Below are 25155 nucleotides of genomic sequence, written 5' to 3' on the forward strand. Positions count from 1 at the left end.
AACCTGAATCTATCGGGCAATTATTTCCTGACTGCCGTCATCGAGGGTCCGAATGGCTACCGGCAGGATGCTCGGCAAGGCCTTGAGCAATGCGTCGGTGTTGTCGGATTTGAACACGCTGGTCAGGCGCAGATTGCCCACTTTGGCGCTACCGACCGTCAGCGGCTTTTCCCGATAACGCGACACTTCTTCGGCCACTTCGCTGAGGCTGGCGTTGTTGAACACCAGTTTGCCGCTGCGCCATGCGGTCAGTTCGGCAGGGTTGACCGTATAGGCCGCGGCCACCTTCCCCAAGGCATCGACGCGAGTACCAAGGCCGGCGGTAAGGCTGACGAAATCGGCACCGTCACCTTGAACCTTGACCGTGCCCTGCTCCACCGCGACCCGGGTTCCAGTGTTGTCGCGACGCACGTCGAAACGGGTACCAGTGACTATCACTTTGCCGCTGCCCGCCTCGACCACGAACGGTCGGCTGCTGTCGTGCTCGACGCTGAACATCGCCTCGCCTTGCGTCAACTCGATGCCACGACGGTCTTTTTCATAGCGCACCTGCACCCGGCTGCGGCTGTTCAGATCGATCACCGAACCATCCGGCAACGCCACATGACGACGCTCGCCAAGGGCCGTGGAATATTCCGCAGTGTAGGTCGCCGGATGATTCAAGCCACTGAACAACCCCAGGCCGAGCGCCATCGCCAACACACTGGCGGCCACCGCGTAACGCATCAGCGGGCGACGTTTACTGCGCGCCGGCGGGGTTTCGCACAAGGCGTGCAAACGCTTGGCGGGTAGCAGATCGGCCGCCGCCCACAGGCTCTGGAGCATTTGATATTCGTCGCGATGCTGAGGGTGTTCGTCCAGCCAGATCTCGAAGCCTCGCCGGTCTTCGGCGTTGACGGCAGGTTCCTGCAAACGCACAAACCACCGCGCCGCGTCGTCGCGAACCGTTGTTTGCCCGCACGCACAATCACGAGTATCCATCATGGAAAGTCCTGTTTGGCCGGGGATGAAAAGGCGCGGCGAATCATGGCTGTAACCCGTCCAGGCGATCACGCAAATGCCGCAGGGTGCGGATCATATACTTTTCCACCATGTTCTTGGACAGCCCCAGGCGCTCAGCTATTTCGGCCTGGGTCAGGCCTTCGATCTTCTGCCAGACGAACACCTTGCGACAGTTGACCGGCAGCTCGGTGAGCGCCCGTTCGATGGAATCCGCCAACTGGATCGCGTGCATGAAATGCTCCGGGTCGCCGGACGACGACACACTGTGATCGATCGCCTCGGACTCCATGGCGCCCCGCCGATCCTCACGCCGATAACCGTCCACCGCAATGTTGCGCGCGGTCTGGTGCAAATACGCCCGAGGTTGTTGCACCGCCGCCGAATCGGACTCAAGCACCCGCACGAAGGTGTCATGGGCCAGGTCCTCGGCCTGCTGACGATTTCTCAGGCGACGGGTCCAGGTGCCGATCAACTCTTCGTAATGCTCGAAAAAGCCGTGTCTGCGGGGCAGCTTGGGGGTCATTGCGGTGTGCTGTGGAGAGGAGGCGCGAATAGTAATGCTTCCTATTAACTGGAAGCAATGGATTCCCTCGATCCCCCGTGCTGTGGCCCGTCGGAAGACTGGATGGGATGTTGAATCAGAATCAAAAACCGAGGGCGGGCGGCCAAGGCGTTCGATAAGAGAAGTCCGCGATACGTCCTATAACTCAAAACCAACCTGACGACCGGCAGCAGAAACCCTTGTCAGCAAATATTACCTAGGTCATATTACATCCATAATAAAGCATCATTTCTTACAGGTACTTCTCCATGACCAGCATGCCCAGCCTTGAACCCGATCTTGCTGTCGCGGTGAACACACCCAAACCTCCCCTGCTTAAAAGGTTGATCTTGCTGACGGCGGCCATCGCGGCGCTGGTGTTTATGGGGCTGTACGCGACCCATTGGTGGACCGCCGGCCGTTTCATCGAAGAAACCGACGATGCCTACATCGGTGGCGACGTCACGGTGATCGGGCCGAAAGTTGCGGGGAATATCGAAGAGGTGCTGGTCACCGACAACCAGAAGGTCAAGGCCGGGGATGTGCTGATTCGGCTCGATGCCCGTGACTACCGCGCCAACCTGACCAAGGCCGAAGGTGCGGTGGCTGCTGAAGAAGCGTTGCTCGCCAACCTCGACGCCACCGAACAACTGCAACACGCGGTGATCGGCCAGGCTCGTGCCGGCATCGATGCCGCGGGCGCCGAAACCGCGCGCTCGCGGGACGATAACGCCCGCTACAAACGCCTGGTGAACAGCAATGCAGTCTCGGTGGAAAGCGCACAACGAGCCGACGCCACTTTCAAGACTGCACAGGCCCAGAGTGCCCGGGCCCAGGCCGAACTGCTGGCCGCGCAACGCCAATTGAACGTGATTGAAACCCAGAAACAGCAAGCGCGCGCCGCGTTGATACAGGCGCGGGCCGAGCGTGATCTGGCGCAGTTGAACGTCGGCTACACCGAGCTGCGGGCACCCGTCGACGGCGTGATCGGCAATCGTCGGGCACGGGTCGGCGCTTACGCCCAGGCCGGTTCGCAACTGTTGTCGGTGGTGCCGGCCAGCGGGCTGTGGGTCGATGCCAATTTCAAGGAAGATCAGCTGTCGCGGATGACGCCGGGCCAGCGTGTGATCGTTCATGCAGACGTGCTCAAGGGGCGGGAATTCCACGGTCATCTGGACAGCCTCGCGCCAGCCAGTGGTTCGCAGTTCAGCGTGCTGCCACCGGAAAACGCCACCGGCAACTTCACCAAAATCGTTCAGCGGGTACCGGTGCGAATCCTGCTGGACCCGGCCGATGGCGTACTCGGTCATCTGCGCCCCGGTTTGTCGGTGACTGCCGAAGTGGACACCCGCGCCGAGCCTGAATCCCCGACCGTGGCCAGCACACCATGAGTCGCGCCCTCGCCGCCCCCGCGCAGCCGTTCAACGCCGCCAACATGGCGACGGCGACCAAGGTGTTCGCCTTCGCCACGATGTGCATCGGCATGTTCATTGCGTTGCTGGATATCCAGATCGTCTCGGCGTCGCTGCGTGACATCGGCGGCGGGCTCTCGGCCGGCACCGACGAAACCGCGTGGGTACAGACCAGTTACCTGATCGCCGAAATCATCGTGATTCCGCTGTCGGGCTGGCTGTCCCGAGTGTTCTCGACCCGTTGGTTGTTCTGCGCTTCGGCGGTGGGTTTCACTTTAGCCAGCCTGCTCTGCGGCGCGGCCTGGAACATCCAGAGCATGATCGCCTTCCGCGCCCTGCAAGGGTTTCTCGGTGGTTCGATGATCCCTCTGGTGTTCACCACCGCATTCTTTTTCTTCACTGGTAAACAACGGGTGATCGCCGCCGCGACCATCGGCGCCGTGGCCTCGCTGGCACCAACGCTGGGGCCGGTGATCGGTGGCTGGATCACCGACATTTCGTCCTGGCACTGGCTGTTCTATATCAACCTGGTACCGGGGATTTTCGTCGCGGTGGCAGTGCCGATGCTGGTGAAAATCGATCAACCGGAACTGTCGCTGCTCAAGGGTGCCGACTACCTGAGCATGCTGTTCATGGCGGTGTTTCTCGGTTGCCTGCAATACACCCTCGAAGAAGGCCCGCGCTTCAACTGGTTCAGCGACAGAACGATTCTGACCACTGCCTGGATCAGCGGCCTGGCTGGATTGGCCTTCATTGGTCGCACCCTGCACGTGGCCAATCCGATCGTCGATCTGCGTGCCTTGAAAGACCGCAACTTCGCCCTCGGTTGTTTCTTTTCGTTCGTCACGGGGATCGGCCTGTTCGCGACGATTTACCTGACGCCACTGTTTCTCGGTCGCGTACGTGGCTACGGCGCGCTGGACATTGGCCTGGCGGTTTTTTCCACCGGGGTGTTCCAGATCCTGGCGATTCCGCTATACGCCTTTCTGGCCAACCGCATCGACCTGCGCTGGATCATGATGACCGGCCTTGGGCTGTTCGCCCTGTCGATGTGGGATTTCAGCCCGATCACCCACGACTGGGGGGCTAAGGAATTGATGCTGCCGCAGGCCTTGCGCGGGATCGCTCAACAATTGGCAGTGCCGCCTGCAGTGACCCTGACCCTCGGCGGACTGGCGCCCGCGCGGCTCAAGCATGCTTCGGGATTGTTCAACCTGATGCGCAATCTCGGCGGCGCGATGGGTATCGCCGCGTGCGCGACTATCCTCAATGACCGCACCAACCTGCACTTCACCAGGTTGGCGGAGAACCTCAATAGCACCAACGAAGCGCTGAATCAGTGGCTGTCCCAGGTCGGCAATAACTTCGCCGCCCTCGGCCAGAGCGGTGACATCGGCGTCACCGCCAGCCTGCGTCAGCTATGGCTGCTGACCTACCGCGAAGCGCAGACGCAAACCTATGGCGACGCGTTCCTGATGATCATGGTCTGCTTCATCCTCGCCACGGCGATGGTGCCCTTGATGCGCAAAGTACAACCACCGGCCGCGCCGAGTGCTGATGCGCATTGAGCTCGATTGTTACTCTTGAGGCATTTTGCGAAAACCCACGGCCAGCCGATTCCAGCTATTAATGGTGGAAATCGCCACGGTCAGGTCGACCATTTCCTTGGGGCTGAACTCGGCGCTGAGCAATGCATAGTCTTCGTCCGGGGCGTGGGTCAGACTCAGCTGCGTCAGGGATTCGGTCCAGGCCAGCGCGGCGCGCTCACGATCGGTGAAGAACGGTGCCTCACGCCAGGCTGTCACGGCGAACAGCCGGCGTGGCGTTTCCCCGCCTTTGATGGCATCGGCGGTGTGCATGTCGATGCAAAAGGCGCAGCCGTTGATCTGCGAAGCGCGCAGCTTGACCAGTTCGATCAGCGACTTTTCCAGGGGCAGCTTCGAGACGGAGGTTTCCAGGGCGATCATGGCTTTCAGGCCGTCTGGAGAGGCGGTGTAGAAATCGATACGAGGTTGCATGATGAGCTCCAATCACAGGTGGGGTTGGCGCTACGTTAATGCCCCGAGCCCACCTGCCAAATAGCCAATATTGCAGAAGTCGAGGAGGCCATTGGACACCGTGAACAATAACCTGCGGCTTGAGCGTTTCCAGAACTCGGTCTGCGCCACTTAATTGCACTCAGGCCAGGACGCCGGTCTTGGCTGCAATGAACAGCCGCCAGCTAGCGACACAGCACATCAAGCGTAATAAACAAAAACAAATCCTCGCGCACACCCATCTCGCCAACTAAATCAATAACGTTACACTCCAGAGGCAATTCGCCTCATCAAACTTCAATATTTCTATAAGGATAAATTCGAATGGACTCGAATACCGATCACCACTTGCCTGTCGCAAGTTCTCTGCCGTTGCCTGAACATGAGCAAATAGCCAGAAGTATTCTTAGAATTATCTACCGACAACGCCGGCTGACCGAGGAGCATGACCGCTGCCTGATGTTCCCCTGCAAAGTTTGCCTGCAACTGCACATTCACAAGATCGTGACCTCGATGGAGCAAGGCGCCCCCATCCGCTTTATTCTGCCCGCCTTCCCGGCCAAGTCGCCCAATCTGTCGAAGGTCCTGGGCTCTGCTCCCGACCTTGGTGAACACCTTAGCCTGCAGCAACTCAACGAGTTATGCCTGAAAATCACCGCAGTCTATCCCCCCGGCGCGAACATCATCATCTGCTCGGATGGTCGGGCCTTTTCTGACTGCGTGGGGGTTAGTGATGAAGAGGTGACCCACTATGGACAGGCAATACGTCATATTCTGGACGAGCATCGCCTGGACAACATTCAACTGTTCAACCTTGAGGATTACTTCAACAGTTATAACTTCGAGCGCATTCGCCAACAACTTGTCGAGCGCTACGGTCGCCCGTTGGAAGCCTTGAAGGCCGCCGTTAAAACCGACCCGGAAACCGCTAACCTATTTAACGGCATTCACCGATTCATGTTTACTGATCTCAAGTTCCGCAAACCGGACTGCAGTAAAAACAAACTCAAAGAAGAGTCCAAGGCGCTCGCTTATCAGGTGATCATTCGCAGTAACGCCTGGAGTGCATTGGTGGAAGAAGTGTTTCCCGAAGCCATTCGCCTGTCGATCCACCCTCAGCCACCGCACAGTAAAAAGATCGGCATCAAGCTGATGGAGTGCGACAACATCTGGCGCACACCGTGGCATGGAGCTGTGCTGGATGACGGCCAGAAATACCGATTGATGTCCCGCGCCGACATCGAAAAGCTGCCGGTCAACCTGGTCTATCAGAATGGCCGGCCGTTCTACTATGTCCTGCGTCGCTACGCCAACGCCCAGCCAGCGCAAGCAACCGAAGACTGACAGGTCCCATCGCCCGCCAATGCAATTGGCGTGTCAAGCGCGGCTACGTAACCACTGCAAAAACCCCTTTTTCGCCACCACCTTCGGCACCTCCTGAATCAGCGTCTGAGCCGCATGCATCCGGTAATCGAACAACGCCTTCATTGCTTCGCTGATGTCATGCCGCGCGTCCAGGCACGGCTTGAGGTATTCCTTCTCGATGCGGTAGAGCGTGCAAAAGGTCTTGGCCGTAAAGTCGGCGAGCGCCGATTCATCGGAAAGAATCCCGGCCTCGCCGATCACTTCACCCGGCCCCATGCGCCCGGCTTCGAACTTGGTACCGCCGCGACTCAGGGTGACTGACACCACGCCCGACTCGATGATGAACAGATGATCGCTGACCTCCCCCGCCGGCAAAATCATTTCACCGGCACGGAAGGTTTGCAGCTTCATGTTCTGGCTGAAGGTTTCTTTCTCTTCCTGACGCAGGGTCGAGAAGATGTTCGAGCTTTCCAGCAGCGCCCGCGGCTGTGACAGTGCAGCAGGCGCGTTGGGTTCGACGCTCGACAACAGGCTGACCCCGGACGCCTGCAGGTGCCGGAACGCCAGGTCGAACAGTTGATTACGCACCATGCGCTTCTGATCCATGGAGATCACGAAGCCACTGATTTCGTATTCCACGCCGGTGCTGCCAGAGCTTTTCAACGAGACACTCGGTGCCGGTTTGTTCAACAGAAAGCGGCACCCCTGCATGGCCCGCTCCAGTGCATCAATCACCGTTTGCGGACGCGCGTGGGGGCTTACCTGCAAGCTGATCGACACCCCGAAAATGTCACTGGGCCGGCTGAAGTTGATGATCTTGGCCTTGGCTGCCAGGGAGTTGGGGATCACCGCCATGCTGCCTTGCGCGGTTTGCAGGCGCGTGGCGCGCCAGTCGATGTCGATGACCCGGCCTTCGGTGCCATCGATGGAGATCCAGTCATCCAGTTGATAGGGTTTGGTGGTGTTGAGGACGATCCCGGAGAACACGTCGCTGAGGGTACTTTGCAAGGCTAGGCCGACGATGATAGCCAACGCGCCGGACGTTGCCAGCACGCCCTTGACCGGCAACTCGAGTACGTATGCCAGGGCAGCGATGACCGCGATCAGGAAAATCACCGCGCCGAGCAAGTCCTGCAACAAACGCCCGGTGTGCCCGACCCGCTGCATCATCACCGCGCCGAGCAACACCGTCAGGGTGCGCGCTGCGTACAGCCACCAGCCGATCTGCAAACCGGTCGCCGCCAGGTGCAACGGTACATTGTCGACCCAGGGCGCCGGCGCCATGGGGTTCAAGCCTTCGTTGAACAGCAGCACGCTGAACAATGAGAAAATCACCAGCCGCACCGCCAGTTTCCAATTGCTGCCGCTGGCGGTGATCAAACGCCACAACACCAGATCGATCAGGATCAGAATCAGCGCGCTGAGCAACGGGTGATCGGTAAGCAGTGACAGCATCAAGCAACTCCAGTAGTAGTACGGATGGGCACAGTGTAGGAGGATTTGATGTCTTCAGAACAACACAAAACACTGTGGGAGCGGGCTTGTGTGGCGAGGGGGCTTGCCCCCGTTGGGCTGCGCAGCGGACCCAAGACCTGCGAGCGCTGCGCACTCGAACGGGGGCAAGCCCCCTCGCCACACAAGCCCGCTCCCACAGGATATGTGTGCATGTGCTGCCAGGGTTTACTTGCTGTTGGTGAGGGTGTTGTAGCTTGTCATCAGGTTGCGGTAGTCCGGGATATGGTTGGAGAACAGGGTCGCCAGACCTTCCACGTCGTTGCGCCAGTCGCGATGCAGTTCACAGGCCAGGCCGAACCAGGTCATCAACTGGGCACCGGAGGACGACATGCGATCCCATGCCGATTGACGGGTCAGTTCGTTGAACGTGCCGGACGCATCGGTCACCACGAACACCTCAAAGCCTTCGGCCAGGGCCGACAGTGCCGGGAATGCCACGCAAACCTCAGTCACCACACCCGCGATGATCAGTTGTTTCTTGCCGGTGGCCTTGATCGCCTTGACGAAATCTTCATTGTCCCAGGCGTTGATCTGACCAGGGCGAGCGATGTACGGCGCGTCCGGGAACAATGCCTTGAGTTCCGGTACCAGTGGGCCATTGGGGCCGGTTTCAAAACTGGTGGTCAGAATCGTTGGCAGCTTGAAGTACTTGGCCAGGTCGGCCAGGGCCAGCACGTTGTTCTTGAAACGATCCGGATCGATGTCGCGCACCAGAGAAAGCAAACCAGCCTGATGATCCACCAGCAGAACGGCGGCGTTATCCTTGTCGAGACGTTTGTAGGAAGTAGTCATGGGGTAATCCTCGCTTTTTATCGATGCCGAACGGGCCGGCGTTAAGTGAACTCTGTTTTTTCGTTTCAACGCGGCCAGGCAAGCGTAGTCAGACAAGCCCGGGACGCCACAGCGCTACAACAATGATTTCAATCGCTCATCCGGCCGAACTGGCCCGACTGGAAGTCGGCAAAGGCCTGGTGAATTTCTTGCTCGGTGTTCATCACGAACGGGCCATGGCCGACGATGGGCTCGTCGATCGGATCGCCGCTGAGCAGCAGCACCACGGCGTCGTTATTGGCTTCCAGACTGAGCTGATCACCGTCGCGTTCGAACAACGCCAACTGCCCTTCACGCACCAGTTCCTTTTGATTGACCTGAACCGTGCCACGCAGCACCACCAGCGCCGTGTTGCGCCCTTCATGCAGATCCAGGGTCAGCAACTTGCCGGCGTTCAAACGAACGTCCCATACGTCGATTGGCGTAAAGGTGCGCGCCGGGCCGCTGTGGCCTTCGAACTCACCGGCGATCAAACGCAAGCTGCCAGTGTTGTTCTTCAGTGGGATGCTCGGGATGTCACCGTCGAGAATCGTCTGGTAACCAGGCTCGGCCATCTTGTCCCTGGCCGGCAGGTTGACCCACAGCTGCACCATTTCCAGAGTGCCGCCGCTCTTGGCGAAACCTTCGGAGTGGAACTCTTCATGAAGAATCCCCGAGGCCGCGGTCATCCATTGCACATCGCCGGGGCCGATCTTGCCGCCGCTGCCAGTGGAGTCGCGGTGTTCCACTTCGCCCTTGTAAACAATAGTCACGGTTTCGAAACCACGGTGCGGATGCTGACCAACGCCACGACGCTCGGTGGTCGGGGTGAATTCGGCGGGACCGGCGTGATCCAGCAGCAGAAACGGGCTGATGTGTTTGCCCAGGTTGTCGTAGGAAAACAGCGTGCGAACCGGAAAACCGTCGCCGACCCAATGAGGTCGTGGGCTGGTGTAGATACCGATGATGTTTTTCATCTTTTCCTCCAAATCTGTTGTGTGACGCGATGGACAAAGCTTAAAACCGACGCCTTTGCTGCGCTAGACTGCAAAAATCAGCCTTAGCGTTCTATTTGGAGAACGATGGTGGAAGACCTCAACACCCTGTACTACTTCACCCAAGTGGTGGAACACCACGGTTTCGCCCCGGCCGGGCGCGCGCTGGACATGCCCAAATCCAAGCTCAGCCGACGCATCGCCGAGCTCGAAGAGCGCCTCGGTGTGCGCTTGCTGCACCGCAGTAGCCGGCATTGCTCGTTGACCGAAATCGGCCAGGCTTATTACCAGCGTTGCCTGGCCATGCGGGTGGAAGCCGAAAGCGCCGCCGAGTTGATCGAACGCAATCGCTCCGAACCCCAGGGCCTGGTGCGCATCAGTTGCCCGACGGCGCTGCTGAATTCCTGGGTCGGGCCGATGCTGACCCGCTACATGCTCAAATACCCGTTGGTGGAGTTGTTTATCGAAAGCACCAACCGCCGGGTCGATCTGATCCATGAAGGGTTCGATATCGCTCTGCGCGTGCGCTTTCCACCGCTGGAAAACACCGACATGGTGATGAAGGTGCTGGGCAACAGCACCCAATGCCTGGTGGGCATTCCGGCGTTTTTGCAGCGCTTGTCGTCGCCGGCCACGCCGGCTGATCTCAGCGGTCTGCCGAGCGTGCATTGGGGTGGCGCGCAGCGTGAATATCAGTGGGAATTGTTCGGTGCCGATGGCGCCAGCGCGCTGATTCGTCATACCCCGCGGATGGTCACCGACGACTTGCTGGCCTTGCGTCATGCAGTGCTCGCCGGCATCGGCATCGCCCATCTGCCTAGCGTGGTGGTGCGTGATGACATTGCTGCCGGGCGACTGGTGGAACTGGTGCCGGGCTGGACACCCAAGTGCGGGATCGTGCACGCGATCTTCCCGTCACGACGCGGATTGTTGCCGTCGGTGCGGACCTTGATCGACTTTCTGGGTGAGGAATTCAGCCATAGTGATATTGCTTAAGAGCAGCAGATCAAAAGATCGCAGCCTTCGGCAGCTCCTACAGAGGATAGGCGTACTCCCGTAGGAGCTGCCGAAGGCTGCGATCTTTTGACCTTTCAACGGTCCATTCATGACTTACGGTAAACAGTGCTTTGCCGATCCAGCGGTTTTTCTCAAGGGTAGAGCCGGGGATACTCCCGCTCATTCCCACTACAACCCCTGGAGTCATTGATGTCTATCCCCGCATTCGGTCTTGGTACGTTTCGCCTGCAAGGCCAGGTGGTCATCGATTCGGTGAGCACTGGTCTTGAGCTGGGTTACCGGGTCATCGATACCGCGCAAATCTATGAAAACGAAGCCGAGGTCGGTCACGCCATCACGGCCAGCGGCATTGCTCGTGAAGAGCTGTTCATCACCAGCAAAATCTGGGTCGCCAACTTTGCCAAAGACCGGTTGATCGACAGCCTCAGAGAGAGCCTGAATAAACTGCAAACCGATTACCTGGACCTGACGCTGATCCACTGGCCGTCGCCGGAAAATCAGGTGCCGGTCGAAGAATTCATGGGTGCGCTGCTCGAAGCCAAACGACTGGGCCTGACCCGGCAGATCGGCGTGTCCAACTTCACGGTCGACCTGATGCAACAGGCCATTGCCGCCATCGGTGCCGAGAACATCGCCACCAACCAGATCGAGCTGCACCCGTACCTGCAAAACCGCAAGGTTGTCGAATTCGCCCAAAGCCAAGGCATTCAGATCACCTCTTACATGACCCTGGCCTACGGCGAAGTGCTGAAGGATCCGCTCATCCAGCAGATCGCCGATCGCCTTCAGGCGACACCAGCCCAAGTCACGCTGGCGTGGGCCATGCAACTGGGGCACGCGGTGATTCCTTCCTCCACCAAACGCGCCAACCTGCAAAGCAATCTGCAAGCCTGCGCCCTGCCCCTGAGCGATGCCGACATGGCGCTGATCGCAGACCTGGATCGCGGCCAGCGGCTGACCAGCCCCAAAGGTATTGCGCCGCAGTGGGATTGAGCTTCAGCTCTGGCTTAAACGCTTATCCAGCGATGACATGGCGTCCTCCAGCTGGCGGACGGCTTTGTCGAGTGCCGCCTTGTCAGCCTTGTCAATCACACGCTCCAATTGCTCGCAGCCCTTGACCAAACGTTCCGCCCGGACCATGCGCGCACCGCCCTTGATGCGGTGTGCCAGGTCTCGCAGGTCATCGCAATTACCACTGGCGTGCGCCTGAAGCAGATCCTCACGATCGGTCCGATTGGTCACAACCAGTTCGCGCACCAGATGATCGAGCAGCGTACGGTCCGCACCGATGTATTGCTCCAGACCACTCAGGTCTATCTCGGGTATCGATTGCGCTTCGCTTGCAAACCTGGACGCCAACCATGCGCTCAAATCCGCCAGCAGGATGGGTTTGAACAGGCAGTCGTCCATCCCGGCCTCCAGGCAGCGGATTTTTTCCTCGGGCTGCGCATTGGCGGTAAAGCCCAGAATCAGCGTCGACGTTAATCCCTGGGCGCGCTCTTCATCGCGGATTGCACCCGCCAGTTCATAACCACTGAGCCTCGGCATATTGCAGTCGGTAACCACCAGATCAAACTCATGTTCGCGCCACAGCTCAAGCCCCCGCTCGCCCTCTTCGGCTTCCTGAACACGATGCCCCAGGTGGCTCAGTTGTCGTGAAAGCAACAATCGATTAGCCGGGTGATCGTCGACCACCAGAATCGTCAGTGAGCGCACCTGCAACCCGCTATTCACTGCCTCAATGGAAGGCAACGGTTGCAGTGCGATCAGCTCAAGGTTGATGTCAACCTGTGTGCCTTGCCCGAGGACACTGTCGAGTTGCAACCGGCCACCCATCATTTCGCACAGGGTGCGGCTGATCACCAGGCCCAACCCGGAGCCGCCGCGAGCTGACTGCTGGTTATTGCTGGCTTGGGCGAACGGGCTGAACAACCGTTGCCGATCGACGTTGCTGATGCCAATGCCGGTGTCTTCAATGCGCACACTGACCGCCAGATGCTCCGGCGTCACGGGCGTCACCCGCAGCGTCAGGCTCACCTCGCCCTCACGGGTGAACTTGATCGCATTGCTCAGCAGATTGGACAGCACCTGCTTGAAACGGGTGGGGTCGATCAACACGTCGCAGTCGCTGTGTTCATCCAGATCGATTCGCCACGTCAGTTCATTCTGCCGCGCAAGGCCTTCGAAAACCCCACTCACCGATTCCACCAGCCGCCGAAGATTGGCCCGCTCAGGTGTCAGGGATAAATGCCCCGACTCGATGCGGGCGATGTCCAGAATGTCACCGATCAGCGCCAGCAATTGTTGTGCGGCACCGGACGCCACCTCAATGGCAAAACGATCGGGGATGCCCTCGTCGGCACGTTTCAGGGCCAATTCAAGCATGCCGATCAGGGCATTCATCGGCGTGCGGATCTCATGACTCATGGTTGCCAGAAAAGTGGTTTTGGCGCGATTGGCATCGTCCGCCTCGTTCTTGGCATCCTGCAACTGCTGCACCCACTGCTGACGCTGGCGGATCTGCCGGCGCTGCCAGGCGATCCAGCCCAGGGCGAGCAACAGCAAGGCGCCAGCCACGGCAAACGCCTGAAGAATGCCCTGACGATGACGCAGCCAATAGCTGTCATCCAACACCACATCATGACTCCAGCGGGCCACCAGATCGTCCATTTCCTGAGGCGAAATGCTCAGCAACGCCTTGTTCAGAATCGAGTGCAACTCCAGCGCGCCGCGGCGGGTGGCCAAGGCGATACGAGCGGGTTGATCGCCCACGGTGCTGCTAACGCGCAGACGATCAGGGTAATGCCGAGCGATCAGGTAACGGGCGACGATCAATGAACTGAGCGTCGCATCTGCCTGCCCCTTGATCACCCATTCCATGCCCTCGGCCGGACTTTGCACCTCGACCAGACGCACCTGCGGCGCCCGGGCCTGGATGAACCCGAACAACGGATGACCGCGATAAATCGCCAGGCGTTTACCGGCCAGATCGTCCAGCGTCCTGGGGCTGCCCGTGGTCGTTGCACTGACCAGCACAAATGGATTGCTGAGGTAGGCGCGGGTAAACAGCAACGCGTCTTCGCGCTCGGTGCTGGGGGTGACCACAGGCAACAGGTCGATCTCGCCGTTCTGGAGTTGCTCGATTTGCCGGTCCAGTGAGCGGCCGCGTTGCATCTGAAAGGTCAAACCGCTGCGCTGGCTGATCAGCATCAGCAACTGCGCCGTCAACCCGCTGAGCCGGCCTTGGGCATCGTAGAACGTCAGTGGGGCAAAGTTGTCGATCGCGCCGACAGTGACCGCCGGATGCCGGTCCAGCCAGCGTTGTTCACTGGGACTCAAACGCACCTGCTGTTGCCCCGCCGTGTTGGCCCTGCCGGCACTCCAGCGCACCTCGATGACCACGCGCTGTTCCATCGGAATCGCCGCCAGGGCCTTGTCGATGATGCTTTTGAGACGCGGGTTGTCCATCGCCAAAGCGAAGCCGAACGGATTGGCATCCAGACCGGAAGGCCCCGCCAGATGCACATTGTTGAGGTAGTTATTGTTGATCAGGTAATTGGCGCTGATGAAGTCGCCGAGGTACACATCGTCTGGCCCGAACGCTACCGCTCCGAGCGCGTCGAGTGCCGAGGGATAACGCTGCAAACTTGCATCGGGATAAAACGCTTCAACGGTCTGCGCCTGCAAATAGTCATCGACCATGGCGATACGTTTGCCGGCAAGGTCGACGGGCATTCGCTCGTCCAGTCGGGTGACCAGCATCGGCTGATCTTCGGCATAGGCTCGGGACCGGGTCAGTGCGGGGTCGGCCGCTTCGAAGTTGTTCGATGTTCCGAGCAGATCCAGCTCATGGCGTTTGAGGGCGTCCATGGCGGCTTCACGGGTGGCATAACGCAGCACGTCGATTTTGACATGCAGCAGTTGCCCCAGCAGTTCGGCGTAATCGGCCGTGATGCCCTCCAGCTCATCGCGGTGGCGCGTCACTTCGAACGGCGGGTAATCCGCCCCCGTCACCCCCAGGCGCAAGGCCCGTTTATCGCGCAGCCATTGCCAGTCCTGTTCGTCCAGCTTGACCTGAAAACCCTCCGCCGTGGAGCGCCCCAACAGGTGCAACCGCTGCGGCTCGTCAGCCATCGCCGCAGGCAACTGCGTTAAAAGACTCAGTGCCAAGGCCAACAGCAACATGCGCATGATCGGGCTCACTCAGATCAGATGATTGCGCTTGGCAAAATCGCGCAAGTGCACCGCTGCGTTCACCCCGAGCTTTTCGATCAAGCGAGTCTTGTAGGTGCTGACAGTCTTGTGGCTCAAGTGCATAAGCTCGCCGATCGCCTTGTTGGTCATGCCCCGGGCCAGGTATTGCAGGATCGTCAGTTCACGGTTGGAGAGTTTGTCGATCATCTGTTTTTCGCTGCGTTGCAGGGGGTTCTGCGAACCCGAAGGCAGTCGTGCGAAATAGGTGTAGCCGGTCATGACCGCATGCACGGCCTTTTGCAATTGACTCAGGACGTTGGTCTTGGAGACATACGCCATGGCTCCGGCGCGCATGCAACGCTCTTGAAAAAACAGCGGATCCAGGGACGTGAAAACCAGTACCTGACATGACCAATCACCGGTCCTGATCCGGTCCAGCAGTTCCAGCCCGTCGCCTTCGGGCATGACCAGATCCAGCACCACCAGCGAGGGTGAATGCTCTCGCAGCATCGACAACGCCTCGCTACCGCTGGCAGCCTCATGAATCCGTTTGAAACCCTCCTTCTCCAGTACGATTTTGACTGCGGCGCGTACCACCGGATGATCGTCCACAATCAGCACTGACTTCATGGAAACTCCCTGTGCAAAAACCTGACGATTGCGCACGAATACATGCCGGATAACGACGAACCAGACGCAACGGCTGCGCTAAGACTTTTGCATGGAAGGCAGAAAGAATGTACCTGACAGAAGTGATAGTACCGACGAACGGTAGCCCCGAAAATCAACCGATCCGTTGCCGATATCGCTCTTGATTCAAGGCTGGTGCAGCTTCACACGCAGGTGGATCGATGAGCGTCATCAGCCGTTGAATGGACGCAAAATCCGGCAGCGCCGAAGCGTAAATCAAGGCATGACGCACCTGGCGGTTATCGAGAAAGAACCCAGGCAGGTCCAGTGTCCCACCCGCCAGCGAGGCATTGATGACGACCAGATCAAATGGCTCGCAGCCGTATTCGACCAGGGTCAGCATCTCCGCAAGGCTTTGTACCGGCGCCACCCTGTAGTAATCGAGCTGATTGAACAGCCGTTCGGTTTTCATCCGGTGAAAGTGCTGTTCGTCGGCGATCAGGATACGCAAGGTTTTGTTGGTCATCGCGTGCCTCCAGGTCAATGCCTGATGAGTGAGGCGGCAAGACTACGCAAGAGCCATGAAGCGTTCTGTAGGACGTTTCCTAAAAGCTGTGTCACTTATCCCTTCAGTACATGGCTCTCAGGGAACGGGGCGGGATTCGCCGCGCCGTTGCAGTGCGGGATTCTTCAGGAGGGTTGAGGATTCTGGATTTGTGGTGCTTTCGAGGGCCCCATCGCGGGCAAGCCCGCTCCCACAGGGATCTTCAGTGAACACAGATTTGGTGACTGAAGATCAAACTGTGGGAGCGGGCTTGCCCGCGATAGCGGCTTGGCAGGCGCCGAAAATTTAGCTGGCAGTGGCCAACAACAAATCCATCACCGACCGGCCATGCCCCCACGACTTGCCATGGTCATACAGCGAACCGGCGATTTCATCGGCACGGATCGGCAGGATCGACAGCAAGGTGTCGCTCAAGCCGTGGCTGGCCTGGCAGAAGCCCTGCATGTAGATGCCGGCCTTGCAACGTTCGTCGGTGATCAGTTTGTAGTTGCGATCAACCTCGAAATCGCCCAGGTATTGTTCCAGCGGTGCCAGCAGTTTGCGGTGCATCTGGCGCTCGTAACCGGTGGCCAGCACCACGGCGTCATAGCAACGAACGGTGACTTCGCCGGTGGCATTGTTGCGTACCGCCAGCTCGATGCCGCGCTCGGTGGCGGTGGCTTTTTCAATAGTGGTCAGGGTACGGAATGCATGACGCGCAATGCCCGAGACTTTCTGACGGTAGAAGATGCCGTAGATGCGTTCGATCAGGTCGATGTCCACCACCGAATAGTTGGTGTTGTGGTACTCGTTGACCAGGCGCTCGCGTTCGCTACTGGCCTGCTGGAACACCAGGTCGGTGAACTCCGGCGAGAACACTTCGTTGACGAAAGGGCTGTCATCGGCCGGCTTCAGGGCCGAGCCACGCAGAATCATGTCCACCTGCACCGACGGGAAGCTGTCGTTCAGGTCAATGAAGGCTTCCGCCGCACTCTGCCCGCCGCCGATGATCGCGATGCTCATCGGTTGGTTGTTCACGCACGGCTGCTTGGCCATGCGCTCCAGATACTGGGAGTGGTGGAACACCCGGCCGTCATCCTTGAGTGCCCTGAACGCTTCGGGAATGCGCGGTGTACCGCCGGCGCTGACCACTACCGAACGGGTGGTGCGAACATGCTGCTGACCTTGCGTATCACGCGAGATCACTCGCAGTGCCTCGACCTGCTGCTGGTGCAGCACCGGCTCGATGGCCAGCACTTCCTCGCCATAACGGCTCTGCTCGGTAAATTGCCCGGCGACCCAGCGCAGGTAGTCGTTGTACTCCATGCGGCACGGATAGAAGGTGCCGAGGTTGATGAAGTCCACCAGACGACCGTGGTGCTTGAGGTAATTGACGAAGGAATACGGACTGGTCGGGTTACGCAGTGTCACCAGATCCTTGAGAAAGGAAATCTGCAGTTCGCTCTGGGTGACCAGGGTGTTGCCATGCCAGCGGTAGTCCGCCTGCTTGTCGAGAAACAACACATCCAGCTGGCCCTGGCTCGGCCCGCGCTCTTGCAGGGCGATGGCCAGAGCCAGGTTCGAAGGGCCGAAACCGACGCCGATCAGGTCGTGAACGATGGGCGATGCAATTGCCTGTGTCATTTCCAGTGTCCTCTGGATGAACCCCGGGCCAGCGGGGATAAAGCCTGGGTGACCTGACCGGCCTTTGGTGGCAGCAGATCGTCTGTTGAATAGGAACGAGGACAATGAAAAAAAATTTAGCGAGGCCTGATTAAACGGTGGCGATCAGTGAGCGTCCCACTGACGCATTCGCACCCGGCAATGCTTCATGGCATTGACGATGTGCTTTTCCACCAGCGCCCGGGAAATACCCAGCTGCTCGGCGATTTCCGGGTGCGACAAGCCATCGATCTTGCGCAAAAGAAAACTCTCGCGACACAACCGTGGCAACTCCGCCAGTGCGCGCTGGAGCATGTCCAGACGCTGGCCGTGATCGATACTGTTGTGGGGGGATGGCGTGAAATAGCGCTCTTCGCTGTCGAGCACGTCCAGGGATTCAACCTGACGCAAGGCATTGCGTCGATGGTCGTCAATCACCAGATTGAGCGCGGTGCGATAAAGAAACGCCCGGGGTTGTTCGATCGGCGTCTCACTGGAACGCTCCAGCACCCGCAGATAAGCGTCATGCACCACATCTTCGGCCACCTGACGGTTGCCTAGCTTGGCGTTCAGGAAACACACCAGCTCGCGATAGTAGTTTTCCAACATGACTCCCGGCCGCACAGGGTGCGGTTTCTATCCTTGAACCAGATCCGCGACCGCCAGGCAGGCAGTGGCACGATGGTGGCAGTTTCGAGTGTGTAATTTATAGTAATTCTCATATAGATTTAAAGCGCTGTTTCTATTTGCTTGATAAATAGTGCTGTCCTATACCTGTAACCCTTGCTCGTAACTCGATACGTCCACGCTTAAATTCCCCGCCGCCTTCATCGTTTACAGGACAGCTCCCCGTGTCTGTCGGCCCTCCGACAGCGTTCGGCTGTCGGCAGATTTTGCACGCCAGCTGAGCGACGGGCCGATTCCTATTGGCCGGAACCCTGCATGAAACGTCCCCGTCACACCCGACGCGCCCTGCTTGTAGCCCTTTGTCTGATCCCCGTTATCGCCGTCGCGGCCTGGCAGGTCCTGCCTCCCGGTCGAGATCGGTTCGCCACGATCCAGGTCGCTCGCGGCGACATTGAAAGCAGCGTCACGGCATTGGGGACTCTGCAACCGCGGCGTTATGTCGATGTCGGTGCCCAGGCCTCGGGGCAGATTCACAAGATTCATGTGGAGGTCGGTGACGTGGTCAAGGAAGGCCAGTTGCTGGTGGAAATAGACCCTTCCACCCAACAGGCCAAACTCGACGCCGGGCGTTTTTCCATTGACAACCTCAAGGCGCAGCTTCAGGAGCAACGGGCACAGCACGATCTGGCCCGGCAGAAATATCAACGCCAACAGAACCTCGCCGCCGGCGGCGCCACACGCGACGAAGATGTGCAGACGGCCCAGGCCGAACTGCGCACAACCCAGGCGCGCATCGACATGTTTGAGGCGCAGATCCGCCAGGCCCAGGCCAGCCTGCGCAGCGATCAGGCCGAACTCGGCTATACGCGCATTTACGCACCGATGAGCGGAACCGTCGTCGCCCTCGATGCCCGGGAAGGCCAGACCCTCAACGCCCAGCAACAGACGCCACTCATCCTGCGCATCGCCAAACTGTCGCCCATGACCGTCTGGGCCGAGGTTTCGGAGGCTGATATCGGACACGTCAAACCCGGCATGACCGCCTGGTTCACCACGCTCAGCGGTGGCAATCGGCGCTGGAGCAGCACGGTACGGCAGATCTTGCCGATACCGCCCAAACCGCTGGACCAGACCAGCCGGGGCGGCGGCAGCCCGGCCAGTTCCAATAAAAGCGGGACTGCCCGCGTGGTGCTGTACACGGTGCTGCTGGACGTCGACAACGCCGACAATGCGCTAATGGCGGAAATGACCACCCAAGTGTTCTTCGTTTCCAATCAGGCAAAAAACGTCCTTACCGCGCCGGTCGCGGCCTTGCAGGGCGGCCCGCAAGCAGACAGTCAATCGGCTCGAGTCGTCGCCCAAAACGGTGACATCGAGCAACGCACCGTGCGTACCGGCATCAGCGATCGCCTGAAGGTGCAGATCCTCGACGGTCTGGATGAAGGCGATCACCTGTTGATCGGTCCCACCGACGGCAGCGGAGGCTGAATGCAAACGCCTCTGATCGACCTGCAGGACATTCGCAAATCCTACGGTGGCGGCGACGTGCCCGAAGTTCACGTATTGCGCGGCATTGACCTGTCGATCCACGCCGGGGAGTTCGTGGCGATCGTCGGTGCGTCCGGCTCCGGCAAATCGACGCTGATGAATATCCTCGGCTGCCTCGACCGGCCGACGTCCGGCGAGTATCTGTTCGCGGGAGAAAACGTCGCCCGACTCGACAGCGATGAACTGGCCTGGTTGCGCCGCGAAGCGTTCGGTTTCGTGTTTCAGGGGTATCACCTGATCCCGTCCGGCTCGGCCCAGGAAAACGTTGAGATGCCGGCGATCTACGCCGGCACCCCAGCAGCTGAACGTCACGCTCGCGCCGCCGCCCTGCTCGATCGGCTCGGCCTGGCGTCACGCACCGGCAACCGTCCGCACCAGCTCTCCGGCGGGCAGCAGCAACGGGTGTCCATCGCTCGCGCCTTGATGAACGGCGGCCACATCATCCTCGCCGACGAACCCACCGGCGCGCTCGACAGCCACAGCGGAGCCGAGGTCATGGCCCTGCTTGATGAACTGGCGAGCCAGGGTCACGTGGTGATCCTCATCACCCACGACCGTGACGTGGCGGCGCGGGCCAAACGCGTCATCGAAATCCGTGACGGCCTGATCATCAGCGACAGCGCCAGCGACAACCCCGCCGCCCAGACATCGGCCAATCCCGGTGCGCTGCAAGCGGTGGATTTGCGCAAGCGGCTGACCGAAGGTGCCGAGGCCACCGGGGCCTGGAAAGGTGAACTGGTGGATGCGGTACACGCGGCCTGGCGGGTGATGTGGATCAATCGCTTCCGCACCGCCCTGACGTTGCTAGGGATCATCATCGGCGTCGCCTCGGTGGTGGTGATGCTGGCCGTCGGCGAAGGCAGCAAGCGTCAGGTGATGGCACAGATGGGCGCCTTCGGTTCGAACATCATTTACCTCAGCGGCTCAGCCCCCAACCCGCGCACACCACCGGGCATCGTGACGCTCGATGACGTCGCGGCGCTGGCCAGCCTGCCGCAGGTCATGCGGATCATGCCGGTCAACGGTGCCGAAGCCGGGGTACGCTTCGGCAACCTCGACCACCTGAGTTATGTCGGCGGCAATGACACCAATTTTCCGGCGATCTTCAACTGGCCGGTGGTCCAGGGCAGTTACTTCACCGAGGCTGATGAACACAACGCGGCGGCGGTCGCGGTGATCGGCCATAAGGTACGCACCAAGCTACTCAAAGATGTCGCCAACCCCATCGGCCAATACATCCTGATCGAAAACGTGCCCTTTCAGGTCGTCGGCGTGCTCGCGGAAAAAGGCGCCAGTTCCGGCGATTCCGACAGCGACAACCGGATTGCGGTGCCCTACTCGGCGGCCAGTGTCCGGCTGTTCGGCACCCACAACCCCGAATACGTGGCCATTGCCGCAGCCGACGCGCGCAAGGTCAAGGAGACCGAAAAAGCTATCGAGCAGTTGATGCTGCGCCTGCATAACGGCAAACACGATTTCGAACTCACCAACAATGCCGCGATGATTCAGGCCGAGGCCAGCACACAGAATACGCTGTCGCTGATGCTCGGTTCGATTGCGGCGATCTCGCTGCTGGTGGGCGGGATCGGGGTGATGAACATCATGCTCATGACCGTGCGCGAACGGACCCGGGAGATCGGTATCCGCATGGCCACCGGTGCCCGTCAGCGCGACATCCTGCGCCAGTTCCTCACTGAAGCGGTGATGCTCTCGGTGGTCGGCGGGATCGCCGGGATCGCCCTGGCGCTGATCGTCGGCGGCGTATTGGTGCTCAGCGAAGTCGCGGTCGCCTTTTCCCTGGCCGCCGTCATCGGCGCCTTCGCCTGCGCACTGATCACCGGCGTTGTCTTCGGCTTCATGCCGGCCCGCAAAGCTGCCCGGCTCGACCCGGTCACGGCCCTTACCAGTGAATGATCGATCTATGAAACCGCAACTGAGCCTGTTGACCCTTTGCCTGTTACTCGGCGCGTGCAGCCACCCCGCTCCGCGCCCGGACAGCGGCATTCAACCACCGCCCGCCTGGCAATCGCCACACCGCGAAAGCGCTTCCCAGAACAGTCGGCAATGGTGGACGCAGTTCGGCAGCCCGCAGCTTGATCGTTTGATCGAACAGGCACGCGTCGACAGTCATGACCTGGCTGCCGCCATCGCTCGAGTGCGCCAGGCCCAGGCCGACACGGTGATTGCTGGCGGCTCGCAGCTGCCGGAGGTCAAGGCCGGCATCAACGCCAACCGCCAGAAACTGCTGCATGGCAAGGGCTACAGCCAACTTGATGTCGACAGCAACGACAAGGCCGTGGATTTTTTCGACGCCAACCTCAGCGCCAGTTACGAAATTGACTTCTGGGGCGGCAAACGCGCGTCCCGGGACAGTGCGCAATTCGGTCTGCGAGCCAGCGAGTTTGATCAGGCTACGGTTGAGTTGACCTTGCTCAGCGGGGTTGCCAACAGTTACGCGCAAGCCTTGTCGCTGGATGAACAGAGTCGCATTGCCGCGCTGAACCTGGCCAACGCACAGAATGTCCTGAAACTGGTGCAGACCCGTTTCGATTCGGGTTCGGCCACCGCACTGGAACTGGCGCAACAGAAAAGCCTGGTGGCGGCCCAACAACGGCAACTGCCGCTGATTCGACAGCAAGCCCAGGATGTACTGATCAGCCTCGCCGCCCTCCTTGGCCGGCCGGTCCAGCAACTGCCGCCGAGCCAGGAGTCCTTCGTTCAACTTCAGTGGCCAGCCATCGGTGCCGGGCTGCCCAGCGAACTGCTCAGCCGCCGCCCGGACATCGCCCGCGCCGAAGCGCAACTGGCCGCCGCCCAGGCCAACGTCACTGTCGCTCGCGCCGCCATGCTGCCCGCCGTGACCCTGAGCGCCAGCATCGGCTCGGGCGCCAACACGGCCAACGATATTCTGCGCAGCCCGTTCTACAACCTGACCACCGGACTGGTCGCGCCGATCTTCAACAACGGCCGCCTCGGCGTCGAGCGCGACAAGGCCACGGCCCGTCAACAAGAACTGCTGGAAACCTATCGAGGCGCGATCATCAACGGTTTCGCCGACGTCGAAAAAGCCCTCAACAGCATTCGTGGCCTGGATGAGCAGCGGGAGTGGCAACGCGAAGAGCTGAACCAGGCGCAGACCGCGTTCAACATCGCTCAAAGCCGCTATCAGGCTGGGGCCGAGGATTTGCTGACGGTGCTGGAAACCCAGCGCACGTTGTATGCGGCACAAGATTCGAATGTGCAGCTGCGGTTGTCGCGGTTGCAGGCGAGCATTGCGTTGTATAAGGCGTTGGGTGGGGGGTGGCAGGCGTTGTAATAGTGGTGACAGTTAAACCGCTATCGCGGGCAAGCCCGCTCCCACAGTGTTTGGTGGTGTTCACACTATTTGTGTACGACACGGATCCCTGTGGGAGCGGGCTTGCCCGCGATTGAACGATGACTCGGTCTTAGCTGGTAATCGGCTTGACCTTCAGATTCCGCGCATACCACGGCCGTTGCGGCACGCGGCGAAGCAACCCGGCGAGTTTCTTTTCGTCAGTACCGAAGGTGATGCGCAGCGCCAGCTTCATGGTTTCCGGGTCCATTTCTACCGACTTGCCGGCCTGTAATCCCGGCGTGGTGCTGCAACCGTGGGTACTCGGGCCGAGCCACGGATCATCGACTTCAACCCAGCGACCGGGGGCGAACCAGGGCACGCCATTGACCTCGAGCCGGCTGACCTCCCCCGGATGGAAGCGCTCGTGAGCGCGGAACCAGTCTTCCAGACGATCGTCGATCCAGCCGTGGAAGTGCCAGAACACCGGGCTCACGTGGGATGAAAACGGGTCACCGAGAAAGTCGTTTTCCGGTGCATACCAACGCGCGGAAAAGTCCGCTGGATCCCGAGCAAAAGGCACCGGCTGACCGTTGGATGGATCGCGCGGCACCGAGGCCCAGCGCATGTGCAGCCAGTCGTGCAGGCCTAGCTCAATCTCTGAGCCGAACTGCCCCAGGGTCAGCTTCGACAGATAACGCGGATCACGGTAGCGCGATTCCCAAACCTGAAAATTGCTGTGATAGGTTTCGGCGGTCTTGATGTCGCTGACCCACCGCGTGTACTCGGTATCTTCGGCGGCCAGCCAGGTGGGTGGCAACGCCGTGCCATCGTGATTGTCGAAATAGCGGGCGAAGCCCTGACGGTCGCGTTCAAGCTCCGGCTGCGGCATCGGGAAGCTCGGCCAGGACGGCAGGTCCTGCATCGAACGCGCAGTGCCGAGCATGTGCCGGTGCATGAAGAAAAAGTCGACCCCCGAGCCATTACGGTCTTTGCGCGGCCCACGGGCATCGCGCTCCTCGCCCCGCGGGCCCGGCTGCCAGCCGATGCCGCGCAAGGCACCCCGCTGGTCTTCGGAGAGTTTGTGCCATTTGTCCCGCGTGGCGTGCCAGAGCTGGTGGAACAAGCGGTGTTCAGGGGAAATCAGCCACGCCAGCAACGGCGGATTCAGACCGACACGCTCTCGGGCTTCTGGGAACAGTCGTTTGCGCGCGACAAATCGATTGTCCAGTTCCGGCAAGCCGAGCGGGCGATCCAGACGCAGGACCCGCCCGCTGAGGGTGCCACTGCCGGCATTGCCGAAATCAGCCCAGACCTCATCGAGCACGACCGCCAGTTCATAAGCCGGTGCGCCGGTGGCCGATTGCGTATCGACCAGGCGCCAGTACAGCTGGCTGGCGTCAGGCGAAACCAGATCGCCGATCACCCTGTAACGCGGCTCGGTTTCGCTGCGTAACTGTTGCGCGGTATCGAGGCAACCACGCAGGCCGCGACCGCGCTGGGCGATGTCGAGAAACAGTTCCAGCCCGCTCTGCGGTAAACCGTCGAGGCCCGCGCGGGAACCTTCGAAGCGGATATCCCAGATGCCTCGCAGCGAGTTGGCCAACTGCTGACCCGCGGTATCCGCCAGGTCGACGGTCGCTTCACCCGGGGTGATCGTCGGGTCTGGCTTCGTCCATTCGCGATGCCCATAAAAAGCCGCAGGCACAGCAGCGCCGGTCAGCGCCAGGCCTGCCATGAACCATCGTCGAGAAATCGTCATCGCCCTACCTGTGTCAGCCATGAAGCAGGCTTTATCCAAGCTAGAACGTTTGTTACCTCTACAAATTTATGGAAGGCCTTAAAAGATCGCAGCCTTCGGCAGCTCCTACAGGTGTACGCCGTGCCTTTGTAGGGGCTGCCGAAGGCTGCGATCTTTTGCAAGCCACCTAAATTCCCTGGCCA

The 25155-nt window shown here is 60.0% G+C and carries 20 protein-coding genes; 8 read left to right on the forward strand and 12 right to left on the reverse strand.

Annotation, left to right across the window (positions count from 1 at the left end):
- Positions 1–9: 9 nt before the first annotated feature.
- A complete protein-coding gene (locus tag KGB18_RS14480; protein ID WP_201121404.1) occupies positions 10–984 on the reverse strand; it encodes a FecR family protein in 975 nt (324 codons plus the stop codon).
- A 40-nt stretch (positions 985–1024) separates the two neighbouring features.
- Positions 1025–1525: a sigma-70 family RNA polymerase sigma factor gene (locus KGB18_RS14485; RefSeq protein ID WP_007907700.1), complete on the reverse strand. Its 501-nt coding sequence runs from the start codon at positions 1523–1525 to the stop codon at positions 1025–1027.
- A 287-nt stretch (positions 1526–1812) separates the two neighbouring features.
- Here KGB18_RS14485 and KGB18_RS14490 point away from each other — a divergent pair, with 287 nt between their 5' ends.
- A complete protein-coding gene (locus KGB18_RS14490; RefSeq protein WP_223570136.1) occupies positions 1813–2934 on the forward strand; it encodes an HlyD family secretion protein in 1122 nt (373 codons plus the stop codon).
- On the forward strand, positions 2931–4523 hold the full coding sequence (locus tag KGB18_RS14495; protein WP_123720404.1) for a DHA2 family efflux MFS transporter permease subunit: 1593 nt from the start codon (positions 2931–2933) through the stop codon (positions 4521–4523). The genes KGB18_RS14490 and KGB18_RS14495 overlap by 4 nt, the downstream gene beginning before the upstream one ends.
- A gap of 9 nt (positions 4524–4532) precedes the next feature.
- Here the strand turns inward: KGB18_RS14495 and KGB18_RS14500 are convergent, their stop codons facing one another.
- Positions 4533–4973, reverse strand: coding sequence for a carboxymuconolactone decarboxylase family protein (locus KGB18_RS14500; RefSeq protein ID WP_201062500.1), 441 nt, complete (start codon positions 4971–4973; stop codon positions 4533–4535).
- Between the two features lie 342 nt (positions 4974–5315).
- On the opposite strand from KGB18_RS14500, the gene KGB18_RS14505 reads away from it, so the two are divergent.
- The gene (locus tag KGB18_RS14505; RefSeq protein ID WP_223570137.1) at positions 5316–6335 is read left to right on the forward strand and encodes an L-tyrosine/L-tryptophan isonitrile synthase family protein; all 1020 of its coding nucleotides are present in this window, start codon (positions 5316–5318) and stop codon (positions 6333–6335) included.
- Between the two features lie 33 nt (positions 6336–6368).
- Here KGB18_RS14505 and KGB18_RS14510 read toward each other — a convergent pair whose 3' ends face one another.
- The 3 genes from KGB18_RS14510 to KGB18_RS14520 form a co-directional block, all read right to left on the reverse strand.
- Positions 6369–7811 carry a mechanosensitive ion channel family protein gene (locus KGB18_RS14510; RefSeq protein WP_223570138.1) on the reverse strand — a complete coding sequence of 481 codons (1443 nt, stop codon included), beginning with the start codon at positions 7809–7811 and terminating at the stop codon, positions 6369–6371.
- Between the two features lie 225 nt (positions 7812–8036).
- Positions 8037–8663 (reverse strand): isochorismate family cysteine hydrolase YcaC, encoded by a 627-nt coding sequence (gene ycaC, locus KGB18_RS14515; RefSeq protein ID WP_008011497.1) that lies wholly within the window; start codon positions 8661–8663, stop codon positions 8037–8039.
- Between the two features lie 128 nt (positions 8664–8791).
- Positions 8792–9658: a pirin family protein gene (locus KGB18_RS14520; RefSeq protein WP_123720408.1), complete on the reverse strand. Its 867-nt coding sequence runs from the start codon at positions 9656–9658 to the stop codon at positions 8792–8794.
- A 105-nt stretch (positions 9659–9763) separates the two neighbouring features.
- Between KGB18_RS14520 and KGB18_RS14525 the strand changes: the two genes are divergently transcribed.
- Complete coding sequence (locus KGB18_RS14525; protein WP_123720409.1) at positions 9764–10672, forward strand: LysR substrate-binding domain-containing protein; 909 nt, start codon at positions 9764–9766, stop codon at positions 10670–10672.
- Positions 10673–10882: 210 nt separating this feature from the next.
- Positions 10883–11686, forward strand: a complete 804-nt coding sequence (gene dkgB / locus KGB18_RS14530) for a 2,5-didehydrogluconate reductase DkgB (RefSeq protein WP_123720410.1) — start codon at positions 10883–10885, stop codon at positions 11684–11686.
- Positions 11687–11689: 3 nt separating this feature from the next.
- On the opposite strand, the gene KGB18_RS14535 is transcribed toward dkgB, so the two are convergent.
- The 5 genes from KGB18_RS14535 to KGB18_RS14555 all read right to left on the reverse strand — a co-directional run bounded on the left by KGB18_RS14535 (position 11690) and on the right by KGB18_RS14555 (position 18332).
- Positions 11690–14884 carry a transporter substrate-binding domain-containing protein gene (locus KGB18_RS14535; protein ID WP_123720411.1) on the reverse strand — a complete coding sequence of 1065 codons (3195 nt, stop codon included), beginning with the start codon at positions 14882–14884 and terminating at the stop codon, positions 11690–11692.
- Positions 14885–14896: 12 nt separating this feature from the next.
- Positions 14897–15517: a response regulator transcription factor gene (locus KGB18_RS14540; RefSeq protein WP_123720412.1), complete on the reverse strand. Its 621-nt coding sequence runs from the start codon at positions 15515–15517 to the stop codon at positions 14897–14899.
- Between the two features lie 154 nt (positions 15518–15671).
- Complete coding sequence (locus KGB18_RS14545) at positions 15672–16043, reverse strand: hypothetical protein (RefSeq protein ID WP_201062506.1); 372 nt, start codon at positions 16041–16043, stop codon at positions 15672–15674.
- A gap of 324 nt (positions 16044–16367) precedes the next feature.
- Positions 16368–17705, reverse strand: a complete 1338-nt coding sequence (locus tag KGB18_RS14550; protein WP_223570139.1) for a lysine N(6)-hydroxylase/L-ornithine N(5)-oxygenase family protein — start codon at positions 17703–17705, stop codon at positions 16368–16370.
- Between the two features lie 144 nt (positions 17706–17849).
- A complete protein-coding gene (locus tag KGB18_RS14555; protein ID WP_123720415.1) occupies positions 17850–18332 on the reverse strand; it encodes a sigma-70 family RNA polymerase sigma factor in 483 nt (160 codons plus the stop codon).
- 333 nt (positions 18333–18665) lie between these two features.
- Here KGB18_RS14555 and KGB18_RS14560 point away from each other — a divergent pair, with 333 nt between their 5' ends.
- Genes KGB18_RS14560 through KGB18_RS14570 form a run of 3 tightly spaced genes read left to right on the forward strand, consistent with a single transcriptional unit; the run spans position 18666 to position 23214 of the window.
- On the forward strand, positions 18666–19838 hold the full coding sequence (locus tag KGB18_RS14560) for an efflux RND transporter periplasmic adaptor subunit (protein WP_223570140.1): 1173 nt from the start codon (positions 18666–18668) through the stop codon (positions 19836–19838).
- Positions 19839–21812: a MacB family efflux pump subunit gene (locus tag KGB18_RS14565; RefSeq protein ID WP_223570141.1), complete on the forward strand. Its 1974-nt coding sequence runs from the start codon at positions 19839–19841 to the stop codon at positions 21810–21812. It abuts the gene before it with no gap.
- 7 nt (positions 21813–21819) lie between these two features.
- Positions 21820–23214: an efflux transporter outer membrane subunit gene (locus KGB18_RS14570; protein WP_223570142.1), complete on the forward strand. Its 1395-nt coding sequence runs from the start codon at positions 21820–21822 to the stop codon at positions 23212–23214.
- A gap of 130 nt (positions 23215–23344) precedes the next feature.
- Here the strand turns inward: KGB18_RS14570 and KGB18_RS14575 are convergent, their stop codons facing one another.
- Positions 23345–24973 (reverse strand): PvdJ/PvdD/PvdP-like protein, encoded by a 1629-nt coding sequence (locus KGB18_RS14575; RefSeq protein WP_123720419.1) that lies wholly within the window; start codon positions 24971–24973, stop codon positions 23345–23347.
- Positions 24974–25155 lie beyond the last annotated feature (182 nt).

The sequence above is a fragment of the Pseudomonas sp. BF-R-26 genome (assembly GCF_019947395.1).
In the GTDB taxonomy this organism is placed as follows: domain Bacteria; phylum Pseudomonadota; class Gammaproteobacteria; order Pseudomonadales; family Pseudomonadaceae; genus Aquipseudomonas; species Aquipseudomonas farris.

Bases quoted from the DNA above. Each gene is read 5' to 3' on its own strand.
- ycaC (WP_008011497.1), bottom strand. From the start codon at position 8,663: ATGACTACTTCCTACAAACGTCTCGACAAGGATAACGCCGCCGTTCTG.
- KGB18_RS14555 (WP_123720415.1), bottom strand. From the start codon at position 18,332: ATGTTGGAAAACTACTATCGCGAGCTGGTGTGTTTCCTGAACGCCAAG.
- KGB18_RS14540 (WP_123720412.1), bottom strand. From the start codon at position 15,517: ATGAAGTCAGTGCTGATTGTGGACGATCATCCGGTGGTACGCGCCGCA.
- KGB18_RS14500 (WP_201062500.1), bottom strand. From the start codon at position 4,973: ATGCAACCTCGTATCGATTTCTACACCGCCTCTCCAGACGGCCTGAAA.
- KGB18_RS14560 (WP_223570140.1), top strand. From the start codon at position 18,666: ATGAAACGTCCCCGTCACACCCGACGCGCCCTGCTTGTAGCCCTTTGT.
- KGB18_RS14550 (WP_223570139.1), bottom strand. From the start codon at position 17,705: ATGACACAGGCAATTGCATCGCCCATCGTTCACGACCTGATCGGCGTC.
- KGB18_RS14505 (WP_223570137.1), top strand. From the start codon at position 5,316: ATGGACTCGAATACCGATCACCACTTGCCTGTCGCAAGTTCTCTGCCG.
- KGB18_RS14490 (WP_223570136.1), top strand. From the start codon at position 1,813: ATGACCAGCATGCCCAGCCTTGAACCCGATCTTGCTGTCGCGGTGAAC.
- KGB18_RS14480 (WP_201121404.1), bottom strand. From the start codon at position 984: ATGATGGATACTCGTGATTGTGCGTGCGGGCAAACAACGGTTCGCGAC.
- KGB18_RS14485 (WP_007907700.1), bottom strand. From the start codon at position 1,525: ATGACCCCCAAGCTGCCCCGCAGACACGGCTTTTTCGAGCATTACGAA.
- KGB18_RS14565 (WP_223570141.1), top strand. From the start codon at position 19,839: ATGCAAACGCCTCTGATCGACCTGCAGGACATTCGCAAATCCTACGGT.
- KGB18_RS14535 (WP_123720411.1), bottom strand. From the start codon at position 14,884: ATGCGCATGTTGCTGTTGGCCTTGGCACTGAGTCTTTTAACGCAGTTG.
- KGB18_RS14495 (WP_123720404.1), top strand. From the start codon at position 2,931: ATGAGTCGCGCCCTCGCCGCCCCCGCGCAGCCGTTCAACGCCGCCAAC.
- KGB18_RS14545 (WP_201062506.1), bottom strand. From the start codon at position 16,043: ATGACCAACAAAACCTTGCGTATCCTGATCGCCGACGAACAGCACTTT.
- KGB18_RS14520 (WP_123720408.1), bottom strand. From the start codon at position 9,658: ATGAAAAACATCATCGGTATCTACACCAGCCCACGACCTCATTGGGTC.
- dkgB (WP_123720410.1), top strand. From the start codon at position 10,883: ATGTCTATCCCCGCATTCGGTCTTGGTACGTTTCGCCTGCAAGGCCAG.
- KGB18_RS14575 (WP_123720419.1), bottom strand. From the start codon at position 24,973: ATGACGATTTCTCGACGATGGTTCATGGCAGGCCTGGCGCTGACCGGC.
- KGB18_RS14525 (WP_123720409.1), top strand. From the start codon at position 9,764: ATGGTGGAAGACCTCAACACCCTGTACTACTTCACCCAAGTGGTGGAA.
- KGB18_RS14510 (WP_223570138.1), bottom strand. From the start codon at position 7,811: ATGCTGTCACTGCTTACCGATCACCCGTTGCTCAGCGCGCTGATTCTG.
- KGB18_RS14570 (WP_223570142.1), top strand. From the start codon at position 21,820: ATGAAACCGCAACTGAGCCTGTTGACCCTTTGCCTGTTACTCGGCGCG.